Below are 24577 nucleotides of genomic sequence, written 5' to 3'. Positions count from 1 at the left end.
GGTCAGACTGTCTGGAGCCAGCGGCTCATGACCGTGTGATCGACGAATCCAGCCTCCTGGCGGACGAGTTTGCCGCCGGAGAACACAGCAAAGTTCGGAATGCCACGCACGTTGTAGCGCGCTGCCAGTTGGGGCTGCTTTTCGGTGTCGACCTTGAGTACGAGGGCGCGGCCAGCCATCTCCTTGGCGGTCTTGGCTACCTCTGGAGCAGCCATGCGACAGGGGCCGCACCAGTCCGCCCAGAAGTCGACCAGCACCGGCACCTGCGAGTTCTGAATCGTCTCGTCGAAGAGCGCTGTGTCTGCGGCAAGGGGTTCAGCCTGCGGCGGCAGAGCTTCTTTGCACGCGCCGCAACGACCTGTGTCAGCAAGATGCCGGGCGGGGATGCGGTTCTTGGTTTGGCAGTGCGGGCAGACACGAATGACGGGCATGGCGTTCTCCTGGTTCAGTCCTGAGGTTAGATGCATGCGTGGGCACAATGCTCTCAAAGGCAGGCCAGCTGCAAGCAGGGAATGATATGTTGAGAGGCCATGAAGACCTTTTTGTTTTCTTGTGTGATGGCTGTGATGGTGTGTGCAGGCGCAGGTGCGCAGACGCCCGGTGGTAAGGCCATCGCGCAGACTCCTCCGATGGGTTGGAACAGCTGGGATGCCTATGGCCTGACCATCACCGAGCCGCAGTTCCGCGACAACGTGCGGGTGCTCAAGACAAAGCTGCTGCCCTTCGGCTGGAACTATGCCGTTATCGATGAGGGCTGGTACTTCGAAAATCCGCAGGACCGCGAGAAGTCGGATACGTTGCGCTATGCCATCGATGCGCATGGCCGTTATGTGCCGGTGCCTGCCCGGTTTCCTTCCGCTGGCAGGGTGGTCTCGGCACCGAAAACGCTGCCTGCGGGCGCAAAGCTTGCAGCCACGATCGAGGAGACGAGCTTCGCTGCGCTGGGCAGGTCGGTTCATGCGCAGGGGTTGAAGTTCGGCATTCACATCATTCGCGGCATTCCGCGGGTAAGCACGGAGCGGAACACTCCCATTGAGGGCAGCGCGTTTCATGCGCAGGATGCCGCGGACACAAGCGATGCCTGCTCGTGGGACCCGACCAGTTGGGGCGTGAAGGACAATGCAGCAGGGCAGGCTTGGTACGACTCGCTGATGCGGCAATATGCGATGTGGGGCGTCGATCTGATCAAGGTCGATTGCATTGGCGACCATCCGTACAAGATCGATGAGATCAGGATGATCCGAAGAGCGATTGATAAGACCGGCAGGCCGATCGTGCTGAGCCTGTCACCGGGTCCCATGAATCTGGCCCACGCAGAGGAGGTGAGTACGCTCGCGAACATGTGGCGCATCTCCGATGACGAGTGGGACGTATGGGCTCCGACGAAGGGCAAGAACTGGCCGCAGACGGTGAAGGAGCAGTTCCCGCGGCTGGCTGCCTGGGCCAAGTATGCGAAGCCGGGGAACTGGCCCGATGCGGATATGCTGGCTATCGGTGAGCTGCGACCGCATCCGGGCTGGGGTGAACCCCGCAACTCCGGGCTGGATACCGTGGAGCGGCGGTCGCTGCTGTCTCTTTGGGCGATGGCGCGGAGCCCGCTGATTTTGGGAGCAAACCTGACGCTGCTGGACGACGAGATGCTGGCACTTCTGACAAACCGCGACCTGATCCGCATCGACCAGCAAGGCAGTGGATCGTATGAGCTCTCGCACGCTGGCGATATCGTTGTTTGGCGGTCGCATCTTCCGCAGGGAGAAGAGGCGGTCGCCGTGTTTAACCTGAGCGAGAAGGAGATGACCTTCAAGAGCAGCTATGCGGAGCTCGATAAGACACTGGGCGGCAAGTCGTGGCGAGCGCACAACGTCTGGAAGCCGAGAGACGTGGTGGAGAAGGACGAGCCGGGCAGCGGCCTCGATGTGAAGATTCCGGAGCATGGGTGCGCGCTGTACCTGCTGCGCTAAGCCCTTGATCGTGCCTGCGATTCGCGTAGCTGAAGTATCACTACCGGTTTAGCCTCCATCGCACGGCTTGGGCGAGCTCTTGACGGTTTGTATTCATATCGGGAATCGCTCCTGCCGAAATGGGTGGGCTGCTTGCCGGAGACCCTGTGCGGTGTCGTTTTGGGGTAAGTTTAAGGCAAGTCGGGAATAGCTCTGATCGCTGAGCTAAATTCGTTCGTGATCCTGACACGAGGCCCTTATGCAGACACGAATACTCGCGATCACCATCTTTGTCGCAACTCTGTTTACCGGGACGACGCTCTGCGCGCAGTCGGCGGAAACAACCAGTTCGGGGAACCCGCAGGCAACTACAGAGACTGCGACTGCGCCAGACACTCTCGTGCAGGTCGATCCAGCCAAAATGGAGGCAATGAATATCTCCAAGGTGCCGCCTGTTTACCCGGTGGAGGCGAAGAACGCCGCCATCGAGGGCGACGTCGTTCTATATGCGATCGTGGATGAAAAGGGCAAGGTCAAGAGCCTCGATGTCGTCTCCGGCACGGAAATCCTTCGCATACCCGCACTGACCGCGGTGAACCAGTGGAAGTATGCGCCGTTTCTCGTGAACGACACTCCCGTAAAAGTTGGCACAATCATCACAATCCACTTCCGCCTCAGCGGAAACGAGACGACATCCTAGCAACGAAAGTCCGTTTTGATCGAAGCACGGGTGAAGGGCGTGGGCGAAGTCCCGTCAGCCATCGTGTGCCTCCAAGCGTGGCTTAGCGGAGTGTGGGGATTTTGGGCGCGCGCAGGGTCCAGGTGATACCAGCGCTGACAGTGTCCAGGCCCTGCACGAGGCTGCGCTCATAGGTGCCATTGAGCAGAAAATGGTGGCCGAGCGGCAGGTCGAGTTCGGTGTTAAAGCCGTTGTCCTCGGCGACGCCGGTTCCTTCCAAAATTGATTTCGTGACGGTCTTACCCTTCTTGTTCTTCCTGGTGATGGTTCCGTACACATTCTGGTTGCCGACGGGCAGGTCCTCGTAGGCCTCAAGATCGAGGCCCATGTTGAAGGGCAGCTCGATCCACGTGCCGGCCTGGAAGTTGGCGAGTGGGCCGACAGCCGTATAAGCCTTACGGACGTGTGTATTCGCGAGGGCGGAGGAGTTGCCGAAGCCGAACTCGAGATCGGGGGTGAAAGGTCCTAGCTCGTAGTCCGCGTGGTTGGTGATGTTGTAGGTGGTGGTGTTAGCACTTAGGCCGTAGCGGTAGTTCCCGGTATCGAGACCGACGGTGGTGTTCAGCTGGTAAACGAGCTTGCGAGGGGCGAACTCGAGATGACCCGCGATGTCCGTGTCGCCAAGCAGATTTGTTCCGGACTTGAGAGGGTAGGTGGTGACACCGGCCTTGGTCGTAGCTACATTCGCGTTCAGGGTGGCGTACCAGGGCACGGAGGCATCGACGGAGAGGTAGCGGTTGAAGCGGTAGGAGAGGGTGGGCATGACAATGCTGGCCCACCCGGTCGCCGAATTGTGCTGCCCGGTGTAGTCAAGTGAGAAGTTGACGCCCATCACAGGATTGACATGGATATCGGTATGCGCTGACTCGCTCTCGACAACTGGAGCGGCTTGCGCGTGGCAGGTGCGCGCAGAACAGAGCAGTGCGATGAGGCCGAGGCAGGAGGCCGACAAGATCAAGGCAAGAGAGGTGAGGAAGGCATTCTGGGCCTTGGCGATCATGAAACTGGCTCCTTGAAGGGATGAGGTCAGGCAAGGGGAACTAGACGCAGAAGCCCCCAGTGCGTTGCTGGGGGCTTCTGCGTGAGGCGAGGGGTTACTTCTTGTGCTTTTCGGTGCGGCGCTCGTCGCGAGCGATGCGGCGGGACTCCTGATTGAGCTGCTTGTTGAGCGTTTTCTTATCCTGCGCGGTCAGCTTGCCGTTGTCCTGCGCGCGCATCCCGGTCTCTTCCTTGTTGATGCCGCCTTCCTGTGTCTCCAGCTTGGCGACTTGCGTGTTGGTGAGCTTGTCGCTGTTGATGCCGTTGGAGATGCGGTCCTGCTGGTGGGCGAGGCGATCGTTGATCTCACCGTTGGTGGGCTTCTGGGTGGAGGCGTTGTGCTTGTCGGCGTAGATGTCCTTCGACTCGACATTGAGCTGCGAGTTGAGGGTGGTCTTGTCCTGCGCGGTGAGCTTACCGTTATCCTGCGCGCGCATTCCGGCTTCCTCCTTATTGATGCCGGCCTCCTGCTTTTCGACGGTGGAGGCTTCGGAGGCGGTCATCTCGCCGCTCTTGAGTCCCTGGGCTATGCGGTCCTGCTGGTTTTCCTTGCGGTCGGCAAGGGTGGCGCCGGTGACGACAGGAGGAGTCACTGTGGTGACGGTGGAGGTTGGGGCGGTTTGCGCGCAAGCGGCGGCTGCCGACAGGGCGAAGGCAGAGAAAAGTGCTAAATACGGCGTCTTCATGTCTGGATGCTCCGATAAAGAAATTTACTTGCTCAGCGCGCAGCTTTTTTCGTGTCGGCTACGTCTACTGCCTGCCGTGCTATGACACCCGCTTGTCGAGCTAGTTGTGGCTGGGCCCAAAGAAAGATTCAAAATCTTTTGGACCTTTCCGGACGAGGCTAGAGCTGACTACTCTGCAGGGCACGATGGCTCGCCTTGGGTGACGCACTTCGGGCTGCATCACGGTGGCGCGAGCAGACGGAAGGGCCGACTATCAGGACGGCCCTTGGGTACAGCTGGTCTTCTTGCTTGCGGAGTGACGGCTACTTCGTGTCGCCTGTGTGCAATACCTGTTCGATGACGTCATGCACCTTCAGCAGCAACCAGTGCGAGTTGTCCGTCTCGGGCGCTGTCTGTCCGGCGCGATGAATCAGCAGAGCAGGACGTGGGTCGAATCCGCTGCGGGTGATGGCGTCATCTTCTTCGGTCCAGGTGGGCTGATTGTTCCAGAGATACATGCGCCAGCTGTGGTCGCCCTGCACGATGACCGTGGTGTCCTTCCAGCGGGGTGAGGCTTGCAGCTGCTTCATGATCTCGCCCAGGGTGCGGTCGGCGAGCGCGAGGTTGTCGAGGTAGGAGCTGTCGCAGAAGGTGGTGAAGTTATCGGTGTTGCGGTTCCAGATGTTGGGGCTGTGCGGCACCGGCATGTGGAGGAAGGTGAGGTCAGCCTGATCGTTCTGCAACTCATCCAGGGCATGGCGACGCAGGTCGAGGAACGTCTGTAGGCGTTGGCGGACGTCGTAAGTGCAGCTATCGCGATCCGACCGGGCCGGCGCTTTCACCTCGCGCACCATACCGGCGAGCGGGGAGTAGATGTTGCTCCAGACGGAGTGGCGCTGGGCCATATCCCCATCGATGCGATCGAGGTTCATGGCGTAGCAGTCGTCGATGGCACCCGCATAGATGGTGCAATAAGGGTTGTACCAGCCCACGGCGGCGGTGCGCCAGCCTTGCTTCTGCGCGTCGGCAAAGACGGTACCGCTGCCATCGAGGGGATGCCAGCCGTGCTTGCCTACGTAGTGGACCTTGAAACTGTTGTTGAAACCGAAGCGAGTGTCATCGACCACGTTACCGCTAAGCAGCGAGGGAATGATCTTGACGGTGCGTGTACCGATCGTCTGCGTATTGGTGAAGAGTGTGGACTGGTTACGCAGCGCATCGAAGTTTGGCAGCGAGAGCTCGCGCGAGCGGTGACCAAAGGTCTGATCGAATGAGAGTTCGTCAAAGACGATCCAGACAAGGCGTGGATGCTCGCGCGGGGCTGCTGGCTGCGAGGTTTTAGCCCAGGCGGCGACATGCTGGTACGGGCCGGGCTTCCACAGCATGACGAAGAAGAGCTGCAGAATGCTGCATACGGCGAAGACGAACAGGAAGACTCCGGCACCATCGCCAATCCGTATGAGGCGACGGTACACGTTCTGCGCGCGAAGATAGCAGACTAGCGCGAAGGTGCCCCAAAGGATAAAGATCACAGTGAGCACGCCGTTGATCGCCATGTAGGGAATCTGCTCCTGCAGCCGAAAGAGGATATACGGCGGTACAAGAATCACGAGCAGCAGGCGGACGACCGGATAGAGTCGCGTGCGCGAGAGTGGTGCGAGGATAGCGAAGAAGAAGGCGGCGAGGATGAAGATGTCCGCCAGCTGTGCAACGACGATACCGCCGAGTGCGTAAGGCACATGCATGCGAACATCCGCGCCGCCGCCGAGCAGGTCGCCGTAGTTCGTAGCGAGCAGGATGGTCGCGAGCCCGAGGCACTGGCAGAAGCGCTTGACGAAGTGGTACTGGCGCGGTCGGGCTTCGCGGATGCGGACAACGGAGGCCTTCATCGCGCAGCTCCGGCGACGGTCTTTTCAAGCAGCAGCAGTATGCGTCCGTTGTTTAGCGGGAGGCGGCGCAGTTGGTTGAACCGGCCCACGCAGGCGCGCTCGAGGTCGGTCTCCGAAAGGCCGCCATAGAGCTCGTCGCGCCCGCGCATCAGGCTTTGGAACATGGGGTCAGTCACAGGCACCCACTCCAGCAGCAGATGGTTGCGAGTCATGCCGTGCAGCAGGTCCATAATGGCATCGACCGGAATCTGCTCCATCAGGATGAGGTGGTGAATGACCGCGAGCATCAGCACGAGATCGAACTGGCTTTCGAGCCGCGAGAGCAGTGACGTGGACTCGGAGTTGTTCCAGCCAACGGCGGGCGAGGGTCGCGAGAGGTCGGAGTGGATCGCCAGGATATCCAGTTTCTGGGCCTGGGCGCGCTTGAAGAGCCTGTCCGCCGCGGCGGCATCGCGTTCGAGCGCAACCACAGAGGCACCGGACTCAGCAGCCAGCGCACTGAACTCGCCTGTGTTCGCGCCGATATCGAGCACCCGGCGTGGCTTGAGCGACTCCAGCACCTCACGAACGAAGGCAATCTTTTCGGCGCTCTCCTGCGAGGTGTAGTGCGTGAGGGTTGAGGTGTAGTCGGACCACTCGGAGGTGGCCTCTTTGGGCAGTGCTTTATGGGTGCGGCGGCGCAGACCTTTGAGTGTGCCCTGGAGCAGGTGCAAGGCAAGTCCCGGCTCCTTGAGAGCAGGTTTTGCTGCGGCCTTGGCGGCCTCACCCTTGTCGTTGCGCTTTTCCAGCATCGAGGGCAGCGTGATGGGGAAGAAGGCTGCAGGAGAGAAGCGTTGCGTAAAACTCAGCGCGGCGTAGAGGTCGGTGGGCTCATAGCCATCGCGCTTCAACATCGTCAACGCTAAAGGCCAGTGCAGCAGACGCGTCATAAGCAGCGGCAGCAGGAAGGTGCGAACGTACTGGCCATAGGCGAGCCAAATGGAGTCGCCCGGAGTATGTTTCTCAAACGAGAGAACGTCGACCAGCACAGGCTTTGTTCCTACGAAGAGAATGTTGAGCGGGGTGGCGTCCTTCAGGATCCAGCCATGATTGAGCGCCTCTTCGCAGAGAGCGAGGGTAAGGTCGGCGGCGGCGAGCCACTGGCCCGGCGTCCATTCCCACGGGTAGGTCACGATGGGAATGCGCGGGTGAATAAGTTGGAGGGAGCTTTCTGTCTGTTCGGCGAAGGTGGTGAAAACCATCTCTCCGCGCTGCTCCAGTTGCTGGCGCAGTGGTGAGTTCAGGAACTGGAGCACTTCTTCGCATGCACCGGGATGGATGGTGCGAACAGCGTGTTCCGGGGTGAGGCTTAGAGAACCAGCCGGATCGCGAAAGGTAGGCGGCGGAGTAACGGGCGGCATGAGTAGTAGCTTACGTGACGCTCAGGCCCGCCACGGTCGAGCGGCGGAGCAGAGAGCCTACGCGGCGTTCCGCTCCTTCTCATTCTGAACGGTAGTCGAGGCCATCACAACGTTCTTGGGCGATTTATCCCGCCCGAAGAGGGCAGCGATGCGGCGCCGCATCATGTAGCCGAAGGCCGCAAGGCCAGCGAAGAACGATTGCAGCGCGAGCAAACCCGTGCCGGGGTCAATATAAGCGTGTGCGCGTGGCTCAGTCGCGATCATCAGGCAGAAACAGCAGAAAACGGCGAGCGAGAAGGAGAGAAATCGTTTCATCCTGTAGATTCTTTCTGGTGTTGCAAAAATGCGCAGCCGGAGTAAAGCGATCGTTGCAGACGGCAACGTTAAACGACCCAGCTATCAAAAGCTGTATACATGGACGTTCAAACGTTCAACAAAGATTCACGTCTTGGTGATTCAGATGGCACCCGCCAAAGAATGGTTTTCCTGCAACTTGGCAGGTGTCTGTTGGGTCGCTGTCCTAGGGGCTGCGGACCTAAGATGCGCTCAGGAAGTGTTCCGGCAGGCCCTCTTTGCGTTCGCGTTTTCCGCAATTTCAACGGCGAATGGTTTCCACGCCTCCACAGCATTGCTTCGCAAGCGGCTTCGCCTTACCATCGCCTAAGCATGGACTTTGAGCAAAAGCGGAAGTTGGGGCTGGCCGGGGAAACCCGCAAGAACTCCGAGGCGGAGCGGCTGGTGTCGGCCGGTCGGGTTGAAGACGACGATGTCGCCGAACTGAAGCTGCGTCCGAAGCGGCTTGCTGAGTTCATTGGCCAGACAAAAGCCAAGGAACAACTGGCGATCGCCCTCGAAGCAGCGAAGACACGCGGTGAGGCCCTGGATCACGTACTCCTCTTCGGGCCTCCGGGACTCGGCAAAACTACACTCGCGACGATCATCGCCAACGAGCTCGAAGTTGGCTTTCAGCAGACTAGCGGCCCTGCGCTGCAAGTGCAGGGCGACATGGCAGCGATCCTCACAAACTTGAGGTCGAAGCAGGTACTTTTCCTCGACGAAATCCACCGCCTGCAGCCGGTAATGGAGGAAAAACTCTACACCGCTCTCGAGGACTACCAGCTCGACATTATGATCGGCACAGGTCCCTCCGCACGCACCCACGTCATGCGGATCGACCCGTTCACCTTCGTCGCAGCAACGACGCGGCCCGGTCTGCTGAGCTCGCCGCTGCGGTCACGGTTCGGCATCCTGCTGCGGCTGGAGTTTTATACCGACGACGAATTGCGCTGGGTGGTCGAGCGTTCCGCCGAGGTGCTGGGCGTGCCGATCGATCACGATGGCGCTGCAGAGATCGCTATGCGCTCGCGCGGCACACCGCGTATCGCCAACCGGCTGCTGCGCCGTGTGCGCGACTACGCGGAGGTGCGCGCTGGCGGGCGCATCGATCGCGAGACCGCCTGTAAGGCGCTGGAGATGCTCGAGGTCGACGCGCACGGCTTCGATGAGCTCGACCGCCGCCTGTTGCGCACCATTATCGAGAAGTATGACGGCGGCCCCGTCGGCTTGAACACGCTGGCCGCAGCACTGGCGGAGGAGCAGGACGCGCTCGAAGAGGTGTATGAGCCATTCCTCATCCAGATCGGCTTCCTCGACCGCACACCGCGGGGACGCGTGGCGACGCGGCTGGCGTATGAACACCTGGGCATTGAGATGCCGCGCAAACCAACACTGTTTGGCTAAGGCTTACGGCTGACGCAGGGCAGCGGGTACCAACGGGCTGGCCAGCGAGGCGGGAGAGCCGGTGAGGTAGTAGGTCGGAATCTCTGGGAACTGCTCTTCGACCAGCTGCAGCGTTCGGAAGTCGAAGCTCTGGACCTCGGCTCGGCGCTCCATGTGGTTGCTCTTTATGGCTCCGCAGAGCGTGGTGACGAAGGTCTGCGGATCGACCGTGTGATTTCCCTCGGGTTCGCCTGCAGCCTTGGCCTGTTCGGGAGTCAGTTCGGGGAGGATCTTGGTTTCCAGGTTGAAGCGCACGGTGCGCGCGTTGGCGGCGCGGGCGGCTGCGTCCGGGTGGGACTTGCCTGCGCCGTGGCTGTAGAAGTCGGCGTAGAAGGCGACGAAACGAAACAGCTGCTCGGCGTGGGTGGGAACGTACGGACTCATCAGGTGTTCATGCGTTGCAAACGCGACGGCGACTGGCGAGAGCGCGAGGTCGTTCGTCTGGTCGGGGAACTGCGCGGCACCATAGGCTGGTCCTTGGTGCAGCTTGTCGCAGATGAAAGTCTTCTGCGCATCGGTGGAGGAGATGTCGCGGAGGTAGACGCGGTTCTCCATCGTATACGGCTGGCCGTCGGCACGGCGGCAGCTAAGCGGGTTGTAGAACTGATCGTGCCAGATCAGCGAGACGTGATCGGTCGAAACGCCTGTGTCGGTCTCAAGCTCTGTCGCCAGGTGATCGAGACCATCTTCAAACGAGGGCAGCGTGTTCTCCGGCCGCAGGCCGCGACCTCCACGATGCGCGGAGACGACAAATTTGTCGAGATAGGCCAGCTTTGCCGAGTCGCCCGCAGCGGCAGTGCGTTCTTCCTTAAGCACCATCTGCAGAATGTCCGGGCGGTCTGAGATGATGCCGTCGACCTTCAGCGCGGTCAGCGCATGGATCTTCGCGGGATCGTTCGTGGTCCAGGGAATGACGCGGAATCCAGCCTCGTGGAGTGCGGCCACGTTCACTGCAGGCGTTGCGCCAAGCAGAGTGGCGTCCACCGGCGAAAGCACTGGAGGCACCTTCGCTCCATGCGCGAAGGCGTGGGCTTTCGCTGCTGTCATCAATCCTAAAAAGCGGTCTGGCTTTGGTGTCATATCAGCCTGCTGAGAACGCGCCTGCATCGCGCAGAGCGCGAACGCAAAAGTGACGATGGTGCAACGACGGGAAGCGAAGAGGTTTGCCATAGCGTAACCACCATACGCTCCCCGATGTTGCGGGTTGATGAAGGACTACGGCTCCAGCAGCAGAGCTGCTGCCAGTACGCCACCAGCAGCCTGCAGCCGGGCTTCCGCCGCCTCGCGAGAGACGACGAGCTTCTGCATCACGATGGCCGTCTTCACGCTGTCGCCGGAGTCGGTCAGCAGCTGCGTGGCGACCGCGAGATTGCAGCCCGTCGCTTCCATGATGATGCGGTGCGCGCGATCGACGAGCTTCGCATTCGTGGGCCGCACGTTCACCATCAGATTGCCGTAGGTCGCGCCGGTGCGGACCATCACGCCAGTGGAGAGCATGTTCAGCACCAGTTTGGTCGCTGTGCCTGCCTTCATGCGTGTGCTGCCGGTCAGCACCTCGGGGCCGGTGGCGGGGGTAATCGCTATCTCTGCTACATGTGCGACGGCGGAGCCGGGTACGCAGCTCAGGCCAACGGTAAGAGCGCCGAGGGACTTGGCATACTCCATCGCGCCGAGCACGTAGGGTGTCCGTCCACTGGCAGCGATGCCAACTATCGTGTCGAGTTTGCCGAAGCCTGTCTTCGCCAGATCGCGAGCACCTTCTTCACGCGAGTCTTCGGAGTGCTCGCTCGAAAGCCGCAGCGCGCTGTCGCCTCCAGCGATCAATCCCTGCACCAGACCTGCCGCTACGGAGAACGTTGGGGGGCATTCGCTGGCGTCAAGCACCCCAAGGCGTCCACTGGTGCCCGCGCCAATGTAAAACAGCCGCCCACCTTCGTTGAAGCGTGCCGCGATGGTATCGACAGCCTGTGCAATCGGGCCGAGTTCGGCTTCCACGGCTGCTGCAACCTTCGCGTCTTCGGCGTTGATAAGCGCCAGCATGTCGAGGGTCGATAGCTGATCGAGCTGGTCGGAGGCGGGATTGCGGGTCTCGGTGAGCAGGCTGCCGAGGATCAGGACGTCGTCGGGTTGTTCGCGTGTAGCCATTGCCTTCCATGATACCCAGACCGTGAGTGTGTCAGCATAGAAGGAGTCATGGATGAGACAGAGCAGCAAAAGAAGCCTGAACTAAGCGCCACCGTAGCCTGGCAGTCGCGCGACTTCCGCTTCTACTCCGCAGCACGCACTCTCGGCATCATGGGCGCAGAGGCGCAGGCCGTCGGCGTGGCATGGCAGGTGTACCAGATCACTCATTCGGCGCTCGCGCTGGGCTATACCGGCCTCGCTCTTTTTCTCCCCGGATTGTTCTTTGTGCTGCCCGCGGGCCACGTCGCAGACCGCTATGATCGTCGCACCATCATCATGACCTGCTACAGCGTGCAGGCCGTCGCTACGGCGCTCCTGCTGTGGCTCGCGCTGCCCAGCGTGCATCATGGCCCGGTCAGCATCTGGGTGATCTACGCGATTCTCTTTCTCATTGGTACGGGACGCTGCTTTAGCGGCCCAGCCGCCAGCGCGCTGGTACCCACGCTGGTGCCGAAGGAACACTTCGTCAATGCCGTGACCTGGGGTGCGACTGTCTACCAAGTCGCCAACGCGACCGGCCCCATGTTCGGTGGCATCCTCTTCACGGTCGCGATCGGCAAACTGTTCGGAGGCCGTTTCGCCGCGTTCAACGGCGCGCCGCTGGTTTACTGCTTCACGATCGTGTGCCTGCTCTGTTTCCTCGCGCTCATCAGCGTGGTGAAGCCGCGCGGTGCCGGTGAAAAAAAGGCCTTTACGCTGGGTACCATGCTGGCTGGGCTGCGCTACGTGATGAGCACGCGACTGCTGCTTGGCTCGATCTCGCTCGATCTTTTTGCGGTGCTGCTGGGAGGTGCCACCTCGCTGCTGCCCATCTTCGCGTCGGAGGTGTTGCACTCCGGTCCGAACGGGCTGGGTCTGCTGCGCGCGATGCCAAGTCTGGGAGCGCTCGTCGTCAGCATGTCGTTGCTGGCCGTGCCGATCAAACGCCGTGCCGGACGCACCATGCTCAGCTGCGTCGGCATTTTCGGAGCGGCCACGGTTGTCTTCGGCCTGAGCCGCAACATCTGGCTCAGCTGCGTCGCTCTGCTTATCCTCGGCGCAGCCGACATGGCCAGCGTGGTCGTTCGTTCGAGCATCCTGCAACTTGCCACGCCGCCGGAGATGCGCGGTCGCGTCAGCAGCGTCAACTGGTTGTTTATTGGCGCCTCCAACGAGTTCGGCGAATATGAAAGCGGCCTCACCGCGCATTGGTGGGGAGCCGTCCGCGCGGTTGTCATTGGCGGCGTAGCCAGCCTCGCCGTCACCGGTCTGTGGAGCGTCTTCTTCCCGGCGCTGCGCCATGCCGACGCCCTTACTGCAGAGGACCTGATCGAAGTGGAGAAACAGTTCGCCTCCACGGAGCCGATCCGCTAATTCCACTACTAAAGCCTCGCCCTGGCAGCACGATTGCATCTACTCTGTTTGAAAAGGAGTTGGGCATGGACTCAGGAGCGAAGGCGATGTTGGGCATGACGGCAGTCGTGCTGGTGGCAGGGGCGATTTACGTGGGTATCGATCAGCATCGGCGGAAGGTCGAGCAGGAGACACCGGTCGAGACGACCTCGACCTCTTCTGTGAAGATGGACCCGGACGACAACGTTTACCTGAAGAAGAAGCATCCCGACTCGCTCGCGGACGAGCGGGAGCTGATCGGCCACACCGTCTGGATCAGCGCAGGCGGACAGCTGGACTACTACAAGGACACCGGCAAGCATGTGGACTACGCACATCCGGCGGGCACACTCCTGCAGAACGAGCCGCTGGAAGTGAAAGAGGTTTTCGAGGAGGTACCGCCGAAGAATAGCAAAGCTGTCTTCCGCATCCCCGCAGGCAAGCGCCATGTGCTGATCGGCTTCACGATGCCGAAAGCGGCAGACCCGAAAACTACCTACGCGATGGTCGTCGGCAACTTCGACTCCGTCTACAACATCTACAGCGACGACCTCTTCTTCTACGACGACCCGCACAAGCTGTACGACTACTGGGGACCGACGGTGTGGGCGCACATTGATAAGCATGAGCCGACGCTTGGCATGACTGAGCGCGAGGTGATGATGTGTGTCGGGCAGGTGCAGGTACCTCACGGTGGCACCTACGGCAATCGCAGCATCACGTACGACAACAATGGGCACCCTCTCGATATCGACTTCGAGAACAACAAGGTCATCAAGATCACACCCGCTGCTAGTTAGCTGATAGAGAGAACTAGTAGAGTGATCTGCGAGGATTTTTCATGAATCGCAGGGATGTTCTACGCGGTGCAGCGGTGGTGGGTGCTGCGCGTTTGTTGCCGATACCAGGCGCTCTCTTGGCCGAGCCGAAATCTCCTGCGGTGGTAGCCGCTACCACCGCAGGTAAAGTGCGCGGGTATGCCGCAGGAGACGGGATCTCTGCCTTCAAGGGGATTCCGTATGGTCTCGATACGGCGCAGACTCGCTTCGCCGCACCCAGACCTCCCAAGGCGTGGACTAACATCCGCGAGTGCAGTGAATGGGCTCCCCGCGCTCCGCAGACTGTTGGAGCGCGTCCTGAGTATGAGAGCTCGAAGTCTCGCGAAGAGGCAGCCAACCGGCCCGGCTATCATCTTCCTCCGGATGAAGGTCCACAGAGCGAGGACTGCCTGCACCTGAACGTTTGGACACCCGGCTTGCGTGACCACAAGAAGCGACCGGTCATGTTCTATATTCACGGCGGCGCGTTCGCGAACGGCACGGCTAACGCCGCGCTTTACGACGGGACACGCCTGGCGCGTCGCGGCGATGTCGTTGTAGTCACCGTCAACCATCGCCTCAACTCTTTTGGTTACGCCTACTTTGCAGAGCTATTGCCGGGCCAGGGCTTTGAGGACTCCGGCAATGCAGGCCAGCTCGATCTCGTGCTTGCTCTGCAATGGGTGCGCGACAACATTGCTGAGTTCGGTGGCGATCCATCGCGCGTGATGATCTTCGGCCAAAGCGGCGGCGGTGCAAAATGCGCCACGCTCATGGCCCAGCCTCCGGCTAAGGGGCTCTTTCATCGCGTGCTCTCCATGAGCGGGCAACAGGTTCTCGGTGTGCAGCCATTACATGCCACGCAGCGCGCAGCGATCCTGCTGAAGAATCTCGGCCTCGATGCCTCAAACGTGGCCGAAGCGGCCAAGGAACTGCGTGCTGCGACGATGGAACAGATTCAGGCAGCCACTCGTGGGGCTGGCTATTTCGGGCCCGTCAAGGACGGACGTTCGCTTCCTGTCGATCCCTTCGATCCCACAGACCCGCAGCTCTCCACCGACATCCCGATGGTGCTCGGCAATACGCACGATGAGACCCGCGTCCTCATCGGCGGCGGCCAGCCTGCACTCTTCGACCTTACGTGGGAGACGCTTCCCGCAGCACTAGAAAAAGGAGCGCCCTTTCTCAAGAGTCCGAGTGTCTCATTGCCCGTGCCAGAGGTCATCGCGCACTATCGCGAATGGAACCCGACCTACTCCGCGAGCGATGTTTTCTTTGCCGTGACGACGGACTCGCGCTCCTGGCGTGGCGAGGTGATTGAAGCTGAACGCCGCGCCGCTGACCCCAGGGCGCAGCCGCATACCTGGGTCTATCAACTCAACTGGAAGAGCGGCGTCGATAACGGCAAGTGGGGCGCGCCGCACACGCTCGATATTCCGCTCGCCTTCGACAATACGGCGCTCTCACCAGGCATGGTCGGCACTACGCCTGCTGATCAGGCGCGCGCGCAGCAGATGGCAGACATCGTGAGCGGGATGTACATTGCCTTCGCGCACACTGGCAATCCCAATACCGCGCAGCTGCCAAAGTGGCCCACCTTCTCAGTGGACAAGCGACCTACACTGATCCTTGACCTGCCACCGCGCATCGAAGACGATCCACGCGGCCGCGAGCGCAAGTATTTAGGTCAGGTGCCGTACGTCCAGCCCGGCACCTAGGCATCCTATACGCCCTGATAGACCAGCCCGACGAACAGCGTCGCCGGTACGAATCCCGCGCCCCACTTTTCGTCATACTTCGCCATCGGCTTGGCAGCCACAGTCTCTTCTAGCGTCTTGCCTTGTTGCTTGAGAGCCGCGACTTTTTCACGCGCCTCAACCAGCACGTCGCGGAACTTCGCCAGCTGCGCTTTGTTGCCGATTGGTCCGTGCCCCGGAATAATCATCGTCTCGCCGGTGGTGATCGCGAGGTTCCGCGTTGCGGCATGGATCATGCCGTCGATGCTCCCGCCGGAGGAGTAGTCGATGAACGGGTACGCTCCGTTGAACCACGTATCGCCTGTATGCAGGATCGCTGGTTCCTCAAAATGGATGGAGATGTCGGAGTCCGTGTGCGCCGGCATGTAGTGGACCAATTGCAGCGTCACCTTGTTGTGGTGCATCACCTTCTTGTCGGTGAAGACCTCCGTGGGGATCGCGCCTGAAGGTGCGGCCGGAACAACCGCATTGAAGGCTGTAATCGTCTGAGTGGTCGAAAGACGCTTCTGTGTATTTTCATGGGCCGTGATCACGGCTCCGGTCGCATGGATCCACTCGTTACCGTCGGTGTGGTCCAGATGCCAGTGCGTATTGATCAGCTGTTTGATCGGCGAGGATGAAAGCAGGCCCATCGCATTCGACACCTGCGGCTGGGAACTCGCATAACCAGAGTCCACGACCAGCTTTCCATCGAAGCCAGTGAGCACCGCGATATTCCCGCCCGAACCGGCCAGCACGCTCACGTTGCTGCGCAGCGGAATCGTCGTGATGGTCGCATTGGCTGCGGCCGCGCGGCTCTTTGCGACGAAGGCCGAAACTTCCTGAGCGAAAAGACTGCGTGGATGCAGTGCAAAGGCAGATGCTGCCATCGAGCCGTAGGTAAGAAAGCGGCGGCGAGAGAGATGCAGAGTTTCAGTCATGGCGTCCTCATGCACAGTCTATGGGATAACTCTCCCAAAACGGCACGCGGACGCCTGCTAGTAAACAGCACCTTACTTTGCTGCGGGCTGGAACAGCAGCGGAGCAAAGTGAAGCAGGTTATCGCGCCACACCTCCCACGTATGCAATCCGGGTGTCTCTACCGCGACAGGGTTCAGCCCTTTTGACTCCGCCCACGCCACGAAGGCACGGTTCGGGGTGATCAGTCGATCCTCCGTCCCGCACGCCACCCACAGCAATCGCAGGTCACTCTTCTTCACTGCGTCAGGCGTTGCCAGTGACGGCGCAAATTTCGTGAAGTCGCCCTTGTCATCAACGCCTACGAGCGCCGAGCTCATGCCTACTATCCAGGCAAAGGTTTGCGGATTGTTTAGTCCAGTCGACAGGCTTTCGAGTCCTCCCATGGAAAGACCCGCTATCGCCCGGTTCTCGCGGCCTTTCGCCACGTTGTACTGAGCTTCCACGGCGGGCATCACCTCGGTCAGCAGCTCTTGTGAAAACAGCGCCGTATTCGCACCAATCCTGTCGGGGTGTTGCCATACGCCCCAGTCGGAAACGAAGTGCAGATCGCCATAGCCGAGCGGCATCACTACGATCATCGGCACGGCCTTGCCGCTGTCGATCAGGCTGTCCAGCATGTAGTCTGCATGGGCCACAACATCCCAGGCGGTCTCGTTGTCCGACCAGCCATGAAGCAGGTACAGCACCGGGTAGCCACCCTTCTTCTTCGCGTCGTAATTCGGCGGCGTGTAGACGGTATAGGCGCTCTGGTCTTCGGGCAGATTCTTCGCGACCTTCGTGGTGAAAGTGTAGTGGTCCGTGCGGCCATGGACGATCTTCGTCAGTTCCCAAGGCATGGCAGGCGTTCCGGGCACCAGCACCTTGTTGCCGAGGAAGGCGTAGTTGAAGTTCACATTGTTATTCAGCGGATCCATCTGGCCCACACCATCCACGGTGAAGCTGTAGCCGTAAATCTCCGGAGGCAGTGCGGGCGTCGTGACAGACCAGACACCTGCGTCGTCGCGCGTCATCTCCAGAGGCTTCGCATCGACATCCAGCGACGTCGTCACTGACTTCGCGCCCACATTTACATACCGAAAGGTGATGGAGCCATCGGGATGGACCTCATGGCTGTTCAGCGGGACTTTGCCTGGACCCGATTGGGCATAGGCAGTTGCGGCGACGATGGCGAGAAGGGCGAGTATCCGGAAGGAGCGAAGCATGAGCGGCAGTGTACACGGTTACATATTGGCTTGGCAGCACTTTGCTGTCTTCGAGGAGCCTGAAGCTCAGCCTGTGTTCCGCAACCCTGCCGCGATGCCGTTGATCGTCGCCGTGATCGCGCGGTCCAGCTCGTCGCTGCTCTCGCCAGCGCGTTTGCGGCGCAGCAGTTCAAGCTGTAGCAGGCTCATTGGATCGACATACGGATTCCGCAGCCGGATCGAATTCGCCAAGACCGGGTTACGCTCCAAAAGCTTCGTCTGGCCTGTGATCGCGAGCACCATCCGTTTGGTCCGCGTGAACTCTGCCTCCAATGTCGTGTAAACGCGATCGCGCAGTGCTTCATCTTTCACCAGCGATGCGTACAGCTTCGCAATGCCGAAGTCAGCCTTCGCCAGCGCCATCTCTACATTGCGGATCATGTCGATGAAGAGCGGAAAGCTCTGCATCATCTGCTGCAACAGCACCAGGCCGCCCGTGTGGTTCGTAATGTACTGCTCCAGCGCGTATCCCACGCCGAAATACGCAGGCACAAGGTGCCGCGACTGCATCCAGCCGAAGACCCACGGGATCGCCCGTAAATCAGCCATACTGCGTTGCTTCTGCGCGCTGGCATCCACTCGCTTTGCAGGCCGCGAACCGATGCGCGCATGCTCCAGCTCGGCAACCGGCGAGGCCTGCTCGAAGTACACAAAGACCTCGGGATCTTCGACGATATGTTTGCAATAGAAGGCGAACGACGTAGCCGAAAGCTCATCGAGCGCTGACTCCCACGCTGGCGTAATCTCGCCGGTAAGGTGCGCAGACTTGTCGTTGCTCTTGATGTCCGGCCGCGCCAGAGCATCGAGCGAAGCCGCGATCATCAACTCAAGATTGCGTTCCGCCAGCACCACATCGCTGTACTTCCAGTTCAGCACCTCACCCTGTTCGGTGATGCGGAGCTCGCCGTTGAAGCTATCCACCGGCTGCGCAAAGATCGACCGATGCGTCGGGCCACCGCCACGACCCACCGTGCCGCCGCGTCCGTGGAACAACCGCAGCGTCACACCGCATTCGCGTGCCACCGTGTGCAGCTCGCGATGTGCTTTCCAGATCTCCCAGGTGCTGGCGATCATGCCGCCATCCTTGTTGCTGTCCGAGTAGCCCAGCATCATCTCCTGATCGCCATGCCAGGCTGCGAGCAGCGGCTTGTAGACCTCGCTCGTCCAGAGCTCGCGGCAGATCGCCGGAGCGTTGCGCAGGTCTTCGATGCTCTCGAACAGCAGCACCGGCTGCAGCCCGGGGTCGGCCTCGCCATTTACGGCACTGCCACCGATCGCATCCACGCCGCCAAGCTTCGCCAGCTTCAACACGTTGAACGCGTCTTCCGCTGCACTTGCGCCGCTCACCACATACTGAGTGATAGCGGAAGGTGCATGCTGCTTCAACTGCGCAACCATGCGAAAGGTGCTCAGCACCTCCTCCGTCTGCTCGGAACTCTTACCCTCTGCCAACTCCTGCAGCGCTGCGCTGTGAACGCGCGCATGTTGCCGAATGTCCAGCGTCTGCAGATGCAGGCCAAATGTGCGAACCGTCAGCAGCAGAGGATCAATGAATAGTTCTGCCAAACGCTCGCCATGGTTCTCCGCAAGCGATGTGCGCAGCAGCGTCAGGTCTTCCATCAGCTCGCCCGCGTTCTGATACAGCGGCAACGTGGCCGTGGTCGAAAGCATCAGGTTGCGCAGCATGATCGATGGCGGAGTTCCACCCAGGCGCAGCGTGATGCACGCCAGTTGGAGACGCACAGCCTCTGTAGGCAGGCGGTCGGAGCTCTGAATGTAGGTCAGATAATGATCGAGCCGAGCCTGCAGCGCTGCCGAGATCGGCGCCTGCCGCGTCGAAGAAGCCAGCTGCTCAAACAGGTTCGACAGCACCGAAAGGTAGTGGCCGAACAACAGCTCGCGCGACATCTTCATCGACTCAGCTGTCGTCGTCGCAGTCACAAATGGGTTGCCGTCGCGATCCCCGCCGATCCACGACCCAAACTTCACCAGGATCGGTAGCTCGGGTGTGGTCGTCTGAACGGCGTCGCCATCATGCTCTTCCACCGGGTACTCGGCATCGAGCGCGCTGGCGATTTCGGCGTAGAGCACCGGGATCGTCTGAAAGATGGAAGCTTCGTAATAATCCAGCGCCATGCGGATCTCGTCACGCACGGTTGGCCTGGCGGAACGAACGTCGTCCGTCTGCCACAGCGCCGTAATCTCTGCGAGCATGGTCAATTCCAGCGCATCCAGTTCCGCAGGCGGCAATGGAATGCCGTCAAGCTTCTCCAGCAGGTCGCTGATACTGCGGCGTTTGAACATCACGCTGCGTCGAGCGACCTCGGTCGGATGCGCCGTGAACACCGGCAGAATGCAGACCTTCGCTAGTAGAGCCATGGCCTCCTGCCGCGAACGTCCAGCCTCACGCAGACGCCGCAGCGTTCCCCGCAGGCTGCCGCGCTGGGGTGCTGCCGTCGCATCCAGCAGGGCACTGCGCCGACGGCGCTTGCGGTGGTTCGTCTCCGCCAGATTGATAAGTTCGAAGTAAAATGCGAAGGCGCGCGCCAGCTGGTAGGAGACGGTTGCGTTCGCAGCAGCGAACCGCGCTGCTGTCTCGGCGGCCTCCAGATGCTTCAGCTCGGCTTTGATGTCGTTCCGCGCATCAGCATCGCGCCGTGCAATCGCAGTGCGGCGCAGGCTCTCGACGGTATCGAAGAGCTGATCCCCGGCCTGCTCACGCAGCACCTGTCCAAGCAACGCCCCGAGCGAACGGATGTCGCGGCGCAGCGGCTGTTCTTTCGCCTCGCCGGAGCGGGCTTCGAGTTCGGCAAGGCGTTCGGTCCAGCTGACCGGTGTCCAAAGTGAGGGCATATCATCCCTATTCTATGGGACGCGCGCCCCGTCGCTCGAACGCCCCGCTGCGTACACACTCAACATCGCGTAAGCCGCCTTCAGCAGCGGCGTTTTTACACCCTTTGCCGCACCCCGAGCGATCATGTCGCCCAGAATGTGGTCCGCTTCCACGGGCGCTCCGCGCATCATGTCGCGATACATGCTTGCTGTCAGCGACGACCCCGTCAGCAGCAGCCGAGCCGTTGCGGCTTCGAGGAAAGCAGCGGGCGTCACATAGCCATTTGCGGCAGAGACAGCCGCGGTCTCGTCTACGATTGCCTGCGCGGTCTCTCTCCCCGCAGGCACAGCCACCACCTCGCCGATAGCCCCACGCATCATGCACGTGATCGCCCCCAGCGCCGCCAGGAACACCCATTTCTGCCACATAAAGGCAACGATATCCGGCTGCAGCTTTGCTTCAAAGCCCGCATCGCTCAACTCTGCCTGGATGGCCTCGATCCGAGGTGTCACCTTCGTATCGCGTTCACCGAAGTTCAGGTCGTGCAGCGTCTCCATCGAATGAACGCGGCCTTCGGCATCGACATCGGCGACGATCCGCGTGCTACCACCGAGCACCCGCGCCTCACCGAACCGCGCCACCAGCTTTTCCAGATGCGCAATGCCGTTCAACAGCGGAAGAATCGCCGTCTCTGCGCCGACGGCAGCTGCAAAGTCTTCCATTGCAGCTTCAAGCGAGTACGCCTTCGTGCTCAGCAGAATCAGGTCGAATGCTTGCGGCTTCGCAGCGAGATCCTCTGCCAGCAGCAGTTGCGGTACCGCAACTGTCACATCGCCCTGCGGACTGATCACCTGCAGCCCCTTGCTTTTCAGCTGCTCCGCCCGGACACCGCGCACCAGAAACGTCACATCGCGCCCCGCTGCAGCCAGCCGAGCCCCAAAGTATCCGCCGACAGCCCCGGCGCCGATTACCAGAATACGCATATGCTCTACAGCATACTTCGCGAAGCTCCACTAGCCTTCACGAAGCATCCGCAGCTTCAACGTATCGTGAGGAATCGGGGGCACCAACCGCGCGCCTCCGCAGTAATACTCCTGGCCGCCGCCGAAGTTACCAATCAGCATGGCGATCGAGTAGAACTGGCCGCGCGTCACAAGAGAGATGACCTTCGGAACCATAGGCGGGTTGAACCGCCGAGCGAGCGCCGGAAGATCGTCCCGCCACGCGGCAAAGGGATCGAAACCAACCGTGCCCGCTGGCATCTTGAACGCGAAGTTTCGCTTCACCAGTCGGTCTACCGCAGGGTTGTCTTCCACTGTGCCCACGTGGCCGGCGTACATCACGCCCCGGTCGGTCCAGCGCGCGATGATGCAGCCGCTCATGAAACCCGTCAGCACGTCGTACGGCCCCATGGCTACCCGCGACGTTCTGCCCGGTGTGTAGTCGAGCCATTGATGCTGGATCGGTGTATTCATTTGCAAACCGATCGTGCTCACATGCGTCATCATCAGCTTCGGAGAGACCACCGAACCCAGCCCGATGTACGTCAGGGGCGCCGTCGGGCGAATGCTGTCCGTAATGATCCCGTCACGTAGTCCATCCACGTTTGCCGGCTTGTTCCACCGGAAACGAACGCCAAGCTCAAAATATTTTTCAATCACTTTGACACTCCCGTCGCATGGAATCTCCGGGTTGTCAGCATCGCGAACACGCACGAGGGTATCCCGGTCAGTACTAGGGCCCGGGCGAATCGAACTAAGCTCTTTGTGATTCGAGAAGTGCGCGTAGGATACGCCGTCTCGCGCAATGGTTGCAAGCAAGACAAAATGTCGTTTTCCGCTGCGTCCTTTCGCGACTCGACTTAGGCTGTCTCCTGCTCTTCCAGCTGCGTCGCCAACTCTTCCCACTCCGTCGTCCGAGCCGTATGTTGCTCGCGCAGCATTTCCAACTCCGCAGCCAGCGCGCGAGCCGCCTCCGCCGTGCTGAAAGCCCCTTGCTGCTGCTGAGCCGCCTGAATACGATCTTCCAACTGCGGCAGCTCATCTTCAATCGCCGCGACGCGCTCCTGCAGCTGCTTCAACTTGATAGGATTCAGCCGCTTCACCGTCGGCTTTGGCGTCGCCGTCACCGCATCGAGCGAGCCTTCGGGCTCATGGTTCACTGCCTCGATCTCGACAGCCGCCACGCCTACCTGTTTGCTTGGCTTCAGCATCCCGGTGATGGCATCGATGTGCGGATTGGCTGCCTTCTCTTCCGCCAGCCGCTCCGTCCCGCCACCTTTGCGGAAGAGGTAGTCCTCATAGTTGCCCGGGTAGATATGCACGCGGCGCTCTTCCACCTCGAACACCCGCGTCGCCAGCCCATCGATGAAGTAGCGATCATGCGAGACAAACAGCACGGTACCGCTGAAGTCTCGGATTGCCTCCAGCAGCACATCCTTCGCCCGCAGGTCGAGATGGTTCGTCGGTTCGTCCAGCAGAATAAAGTTCGCGGGGCTCACCAGCATCTTCGCCATCGCGTAGCGATTGCGTTCTCCGCCGCTCAATACGCCGAGCTTCTTGAACACGTCATCGCCACTGAACATAAAGCATCCCAGCAACGAACGCAGCGTGACGACGTCCACCTTTGGATTGCTGCCCGTAATGTCGTCGAGCATCTCATTGTTCGGATTCAGCACCTTGTACTGGTCCTGCGCAAAGTAGTCGGCCAGCACATTGTGGCCGAGCCGGATGTTGCCGCTCGTTGGGCCTTCCAGGCCGCTCAACATGCGGATCATCGTCGATTTGCCCGCACCGTTCGCGCCCACCAGCGCGATACGATCACCGCGCTCGATTGTGAAGCTCACATCGTCAAGCACCTGCTTCACGCCGCCATCGGGTAGCGGATAGCTCTTGCTGAGGTTCGTCACCTCGATCACCGTGCGACCGCTGGCAGGTGGCTGCGGAAAGCTGAAGTGGATCGTGGCCTCTTCCTCCGGCACCTCGATCCGCTCGATCTTCTCCAGCTCCTTAATACGCGACTGCACCTGTTTCGCCTTCGTCGCCTGCGCGCGGAACCTATTGATGAACGCCTCCAGCGCCTCGATGCGATCGCGCTGGTTCTTGTACGCGGCCATGATCTGTCCGCGGCGCTCTTCCTTCAGCGTCAGGTACTTCTCGTAGTTGCCGTGGTACACCTGCATCCGCTTGTTCCATACCTCGACAATCTTGTTCACCGTCACATCGAGGAAGTAGCGATCGTGCGAGATCAGGATGAATGCGTTCTCGTACGTATGCAGATAGTTCTCGAGCCAGTTGCGGCTCTCGAGATCGAGATGGTTCGTAGGCTCGTCCAGCAGCAGTAGAGAAGGCTTCTGCAATAGAAGCTTCGCCAGCGAGATACGCATCTGCCAGCCACCTGAAAATTCCTCGGTCTTGCGGTACCAGTCTTCCTTGCTGAAGCCCAGTCCACCCAGCACGGCGCCCACCTGCGCGTCCAGAGTGTAGATGTCATGCACATGCAAGTGGTCGGCGATCTCCGAATAGCGATCGGCCGCAGCGGCATACTCCTTCGACTTGGGGTCGGCATCCGAAAGCACGTGCGTCAGTTGCTCGGCCTCGGCTTCCATATCGCGCAGTTCATCGAAGACTGACAGACATTCATCGAACACAGTTTTGCCGCGTAGAGCGAGGCCGTCCTGCGGCAGATAACCGATGGTCATACCCTTGATGTGCGTCCGCTGGCCGTAGTCCAGGCCCTCGATACCAGCGAGGATCTTCAGCAGTGTTGACTTGCCCGTACCATTACCGCCCACCAGGCCAGTACGCTCATTCGGCGTGACCAACCAGTTGACGTCTTCAAAGAGGAGTTTGTGGCCGAATCGTTTCCCGGCGCCTGAGAGTTGCAACATTAGTTCTATTTTCGCATCGCTGCTGTCCAACATGTGACGGAAGTCGTTTTTAGCGCATCCAATTCACTCGTAGG

The 24577-nt window shown here is 60.5% G+C and carries 20 protein-coding genes; 6 read left to right on the top strand and 14 right to left on the bottom strand.

Annotated features, from left to right (window positions below):
• Positions 1 to 2: 2 nt before the first annotated feature.
• Entirely contained in the window at positions 3 to 431 is a 429-nt protein-coding gene (gene trxA / locus OHL14_RS16970; protein ID WP_263380565.1) for a thioredoxin, read from the bottom strand.
• A gap of 99 nt (positions 432 to 530) precedes the next feature.
• Between trxA and OHL14_RS16965 the strand changes: the two genes are divergently transcribed.
• The gene (locus OHL14_RS16965) at positions 531 to 1961 is read left to right on the top strand and encodes a glycoside hydrolase family 27 protein (protein ID WP_263380564.1); all 1431 of its coding nucleotides are present in this window, start codon (positions 531 to 533) and stop codon (positions 1959 to 1961) included.
• A 238-nt stretch (positions 1962 to 2199) separates the two neighbouring features.
• Entirely contained in the window at positions 2200 to 2640 is a 441-nt protein-coding gene (locus OHL14_RS16960; protein ID WP_263380563.1) for an energy transducer TonB, read from the top strand.
• Between the two features lie 82 nt (positions 2641 to 2722).
• Here OHL14_RS16960 and OHL14_RS16955 read toward each other — a convergent pair whose 3' ends face one another.
• The 5 genes from OHL14_RS16955 to OHL14_RS16935 form a co-directional block, all read right to left on the bottom strand.
• Positions 2723 to 3679: a hypothetical protein gene (locus tag OHL14_RS16955; RefSeq protein WP_263380562.1), complete on the bottom strand. Its 957-nt coding sequence runs from the start codon at positions 3677 to 3679 to the stop codon at positions 2723 to 2725.
• A gap of 94 nt (positions 3680 to 3773) precedes the next feature.
• The gene (locus tag OHL14_RS16950; RefSeq protein WP_263380561.1) at positions 3774 to 4403 is read right to left on the bottom strand and encodes a hypothetical protein; all 630 of its coding nucleotides are present in this window, start codon (positions 4401 to 4403) and stop codon (positions 3774 to 3776) included.
• A 302-nt stretch (positions 4404 to 4705) separates the two neighbouring features.
• Positions 4706 to 6271 carry a sulfatase-like hydrolase/transferase gene (locus OHL14_RS16945; RefSeq protein WP_263380560.1) on the bottom strand — a complete coding sequence of 522 codons (1566 nt, stop codon included), beginning with the start codon at positions 6269 to 6271 and terminating at the stop codon, positions 4706 to 4708.
• Entirely contained in the window at positions 6268 to 7671 is a 1404-nt protein-coding gene (locus OHL14_RS16940; protein ID WP_263380559.1) for a class I SAM-dependent methyltransferase, read from the bottom strand. Before OHL14_RS16940 ends, OHL14_RS16945 begins: the two co-directional genes overlap by 4 nt.
• A gap of 57 nt (positions 7672 to 7728) precedes the next feature.
• Positions 7729 to 7986: a hypothetical protein gene (locus OHL14_RS16935; RefSeq protein WP_263380558.1), complete on the bottom strand. Its 258-nt coding sequence runs from the start codon at positions 7984 to 7986 to the stop codon at positions 7729 to 7731.
• A 351-nt stretch (positions 7987 to 8337) separates the two neighbouring features.
• Between OHL14_RS16935 and ruvB the strand changes: the two genes are divergently transcribed.
• Positions 8338 to 9411 carry a Holliday junction branch migration DNA helicase RuvB gene (gene ruvB / locus OHL14_RS16930; protein ID WP_263380557.1) on the top strand — a complete coding sequence of 358 codons (1074 nt, stop codon included), beginning with the start codon at positions 8338 to 8340 and terminating at the stop codon, positions 9409 to 9411.
• Positions 9412 to 9414: 3 nt separating this feature from the next.
• Here the strand turns inward: ruvB and OHL14_RS16925 are convergent, their stop codons facing one another.
• Together OHL14_RS16925 and murQ are read right to left on the bottom strand one after the other, a co-directional pair.
• Positions 9415 to 10620 (bottom strand): glycerophosphodiester phosphodiesterase family protein, encoded by a 1206-nt coding sequence (locus OHL14_RS16925; protein WP_263380556.1) that lies wholly within the window; start codon positions 10618 to 10620, stop codon positions 9415 to 9417.
• Positions 10621 to 10665: 45 nt separating this feature from the next.
• Complete coding sequence (gene murQ / locus OHL14_RS16920; RefSeq protein WP_263380555.1) at positions 10666 to 11595, bottom strand: N-acetylmuramic acid 6-phosphate etherase; 930 nt, start codon at positions 11593 to 11595, stop codon at positions 10666 to 10668.
• 48 nt (positions 11596 to 11643) lie between these two features.
• Between murQ and OHL14_RS16915 the strand changes: the two genes are divergently transcribed.
• From OHL14_RS16915 to OHL14_RS16905, 3 genes are all read left to right on the top strand, one after another.
• Positions 11644 to 12987, top strand: coding sequence for an MFS transporter (locus tag OHL14_RS16915; protein ID WP_263380554.1), 1344 nt, complete (start codon positions 11644 to 11646; stop codon positions 12985 to 12987).
• Between the two features lie 65 nt (positions 12988 to 13052).
• On the top strand, positions 13053 to 13805 hold the full coding sequence (locus OHL14_RS16910; RefSeq protein WP_263380553.1) for a hypothetical protein: 753 nt from the start codon (positions 13053 to 13055) through the stop codon (positions 13803 to 13805).
• A 41-nt stretch (positions 13806 to 13846) separates the two neighbouring features.
• Positions 13847 to 15541: a carboxylesterase/lipase family protein gene (locus OHL14_RS16905; RefSeq protein WP_263380552.1), complete on the top strand. Its 1695-nt coding sequence runs from the start codon at positions 13847 to 13849 to the stop codon at positions 15539 to 15541.
• Between the two features lie 5 nt (positions 15542 to 15546).
• On the opposite strand, the gene OHL14_RS16900 is transcribed toward OHL14_RS16905, so the two are convergent.
• The 6 genes from OHL14_RS16900 to OHL14_RS16875 form a co-directional block, all read right to left on the bottom strand.
• Positions 15547 to 16500: an MBL fold metallo-hydrolase gene (locus tag OHL14_RS16900; protein WP_263380551.1), complete on the bottom strand. Its 954-nt coding sequence runs from the start codon at positions 16498 to 16500 to the stop codon at positions 15547 to 15549.
• Between the two features lie 72 nt (positions 16501 to 16572).
• The gene (locus OHL14_RS16895) at positions 16573 to 17742 is read right to left on the bottom strand and encodes an esterase (protein ID WP_263380550.1); all 1170 of its coding nucleotides are present in this window, start codon (positions 17740 to 17742) and stop codon (positions 16573 to 16575) included.
• Positions 17743 to 17808: 66 nt separating this feature from the next.
• Positions 17809 to 20634: a phosphoenolpyruvate carboxylase gene (locus OHL14_RS16890; RefSeq protein ID WP_263380549.1), complete on the bottom strand. Its 2826-nt coding sequence runs from the start codon at positions 20632 to 20634 to the stop codon at positions 17809 to 17811.
• A 12-nt stretch (positions 20635 to 20646) separates the two neighbouring features.
• The gene (locus tag OHL14_RS16885) at positions 20647 to 21597 is read right to left on the bottom strand and encodes a ketopantoate reductase family protein (protein WP_263380548.1); all 951 of its coding nucleotides are present in this window, start codon (positions 21595 to 21597) and stop codon (positions 20647 to 20649) included.
• Positions 21598 to 21627: 30 nt separating this feature from the next.
• Positions 21628 to 22275 carry a hypothetical protein gene (locus tag OHL14_RS16880; RefSeq protein WP_263380547.1) on the bottom strand — a complete coding sequence of 216 codons (648 nt, stop codon included), beginning with the start codon at positions 22273 to 22275 and terminating at the stop codon, positions 21628 to 21630.
• 200 nt (positions 22276 to 22475) lie between these two features.
• Positions 22476 to 24503 (bottom strand): ABC-F family ATP-binding cassette domain-containing protein, encoded by a 2028-nt coding sequence (locus OHL14_RS16875; RefSeq protein ID WP_263380546.1) that lies wholly within the window; start codon positions 24501 to 24503, stop codon positions 22476 to 22478.
• Positions 24504 to 24577: the final 74 nt, after the last annotated feature.

The sequence above is a fragment of the Granulicella paludicola genome, from assembly GCF_025685545.1.
GTDB classification, from domain to species: Bacteria; Acidobacteriota; Terriglobia; order Terriglobales; family Acidobacteriaceae; genus Granulicella; species Granulicella paludicola.
This window is presented reverse-complemented; position numbering and strand designations above follow the sequence as displayed.

Excerpts from the sequence above, each read along its gene's own strand:
- trxA (WP_263380565.1), bottom strand. The coding sequence starts at position 431 with ATGCCCGTCATTCGTGTCTGCCCGCACTGCCAAACCAAGAACCGCATC.
- OHL14_RS16965 (WP_263380564.1), top strand. The coding sequence starts at position 531 with ATGAAGACCTTTTTGTTTTCTTGTGTGATGGCTGTGATGGTGTGTGCA.
- OHL14_RS16960 (WP_263380563.1), top strand. The coding sequence starts at position 2,200 with ATGCAGACACGAATACTCGCGATCACCATCTTTGTCGCAACTCTGTTT.
- OHL14_RS16955 (WP_263380562.1), bottom strand. The coding sequence starts at position 3,679 with ATGATCGCCAAGGCCCAGAATGCCTTCCTCACCTCTCTTGCCTTGATC.
- OHL14_RS16950 (WP_263380561.1), bottom strand. The coding sequence starts at position 4,403 with ATGAAGACGCCGTATTTAGCACTTTTCTCTGCCTTCGCCCTGTCGGCA.
- OHL14_RS16945 (WP_263380560.1), bottom strand. The coding sequence starts at position 6,271 with ATGAAGGCCTCCGTTGTCCGCATCCGCGAAGCCCGACCGCGCCAGTAC.
- OHL14_RS16940 (WP_263380559.1), bottom strand. The coding sequence starts at position 7,671 with ATGCCGCCCGTTACTCCGCCGCCTACCTTTCGCGATCCGGCTGGTTCT.
- OHL14_RS16935 (WP_263380558.1), bottom strand. The coding sequence starts at position 7,986 with ATGAAACGATTTCTCTCCTTCTCGCTCGCCGTTTTCTGCTGTTTCTGC.
- ruvB (WP_263380557.1), top strand. The coding sequence starts at position 8,338 with ATGGACTTTGAGCAAAAGCGGAAGTTGGGGCTGGCCGGGGAAACCCGC.
- OHL14_RS16925 (WP_263380556.1), bottom strand. The coding sequence starts at position 10,620 with ATGGCAAACCTCTTCGCTTCCCGTCGTTGCACCATCGTCACTTTTGCG.
- murQ (WP_263380555.1), bottom strand. The coding sequence starts at position 11,595 with ATGGCTACACGCGAACAACCCGACGACGTCCTGATCCTCGGCAGCCTG.
- OHL14_RS16915 (WP_263380554.1), top strand. The coding sequence starts at position 11,644 with ATGGATGAGACAGAGCAGCAAAAGAAGCCTGAACTAAGCGCCACCGTA.
- OHL14_RS16910 (WP_263380553.1), top strand. The coding sequence starts at position 13,053 with ATGGACTCAGGAGCGAAGGCGATGTTGGGCATGACGGCAGTCGTGCTG.
- OHL14_RS16905 (WP_263380552.1), top strand. The coding sequence starts at position 13,847 with ATGAATCGCAGGGATGTTCTACGCGGTGCAGCGGTGGTGGGTGCTGCG.
- OHL14_RS16900 (WP_263380551.1), bottom strand. The coding sequence starts at position 16,500 with ATGACTGAAACTCTGCATCTCTCTCGCCGCCGCTTTCTTACCTACGGC.
- OHL14_RS16895 (WP_263380550.1), bottom strand. The coding sequence starts at position 17,742 with ATGCTTCGCTCCTTCCGGATACTCGCCCTTCTCGCCATCGTCGCCGCA.
- OHL14_RS16890 (WP_263380549.1), bottom strand. The coding sequence starts at position 20,634 with ATGCCCTCACTTTGGACACCGGTCAGCTGGACCGAACGCCTTGCCGAA.
- OHL14_RS16885 (WP_263380548.1), bottom strand. The coding sequence starts at position 21,597 with ATGCGTATTCTGGTAATCGGCGCCGGGGCTGTCGGCGGATACTTTGGG.
- OHL14_RS16875 (WP_263380546.1), bottom strand. The coding sequence starts at position 24,503 with ATGTTGCAACTCTCAGGCGCCGGGAAACGATTCGGCCACAAACTCCTC.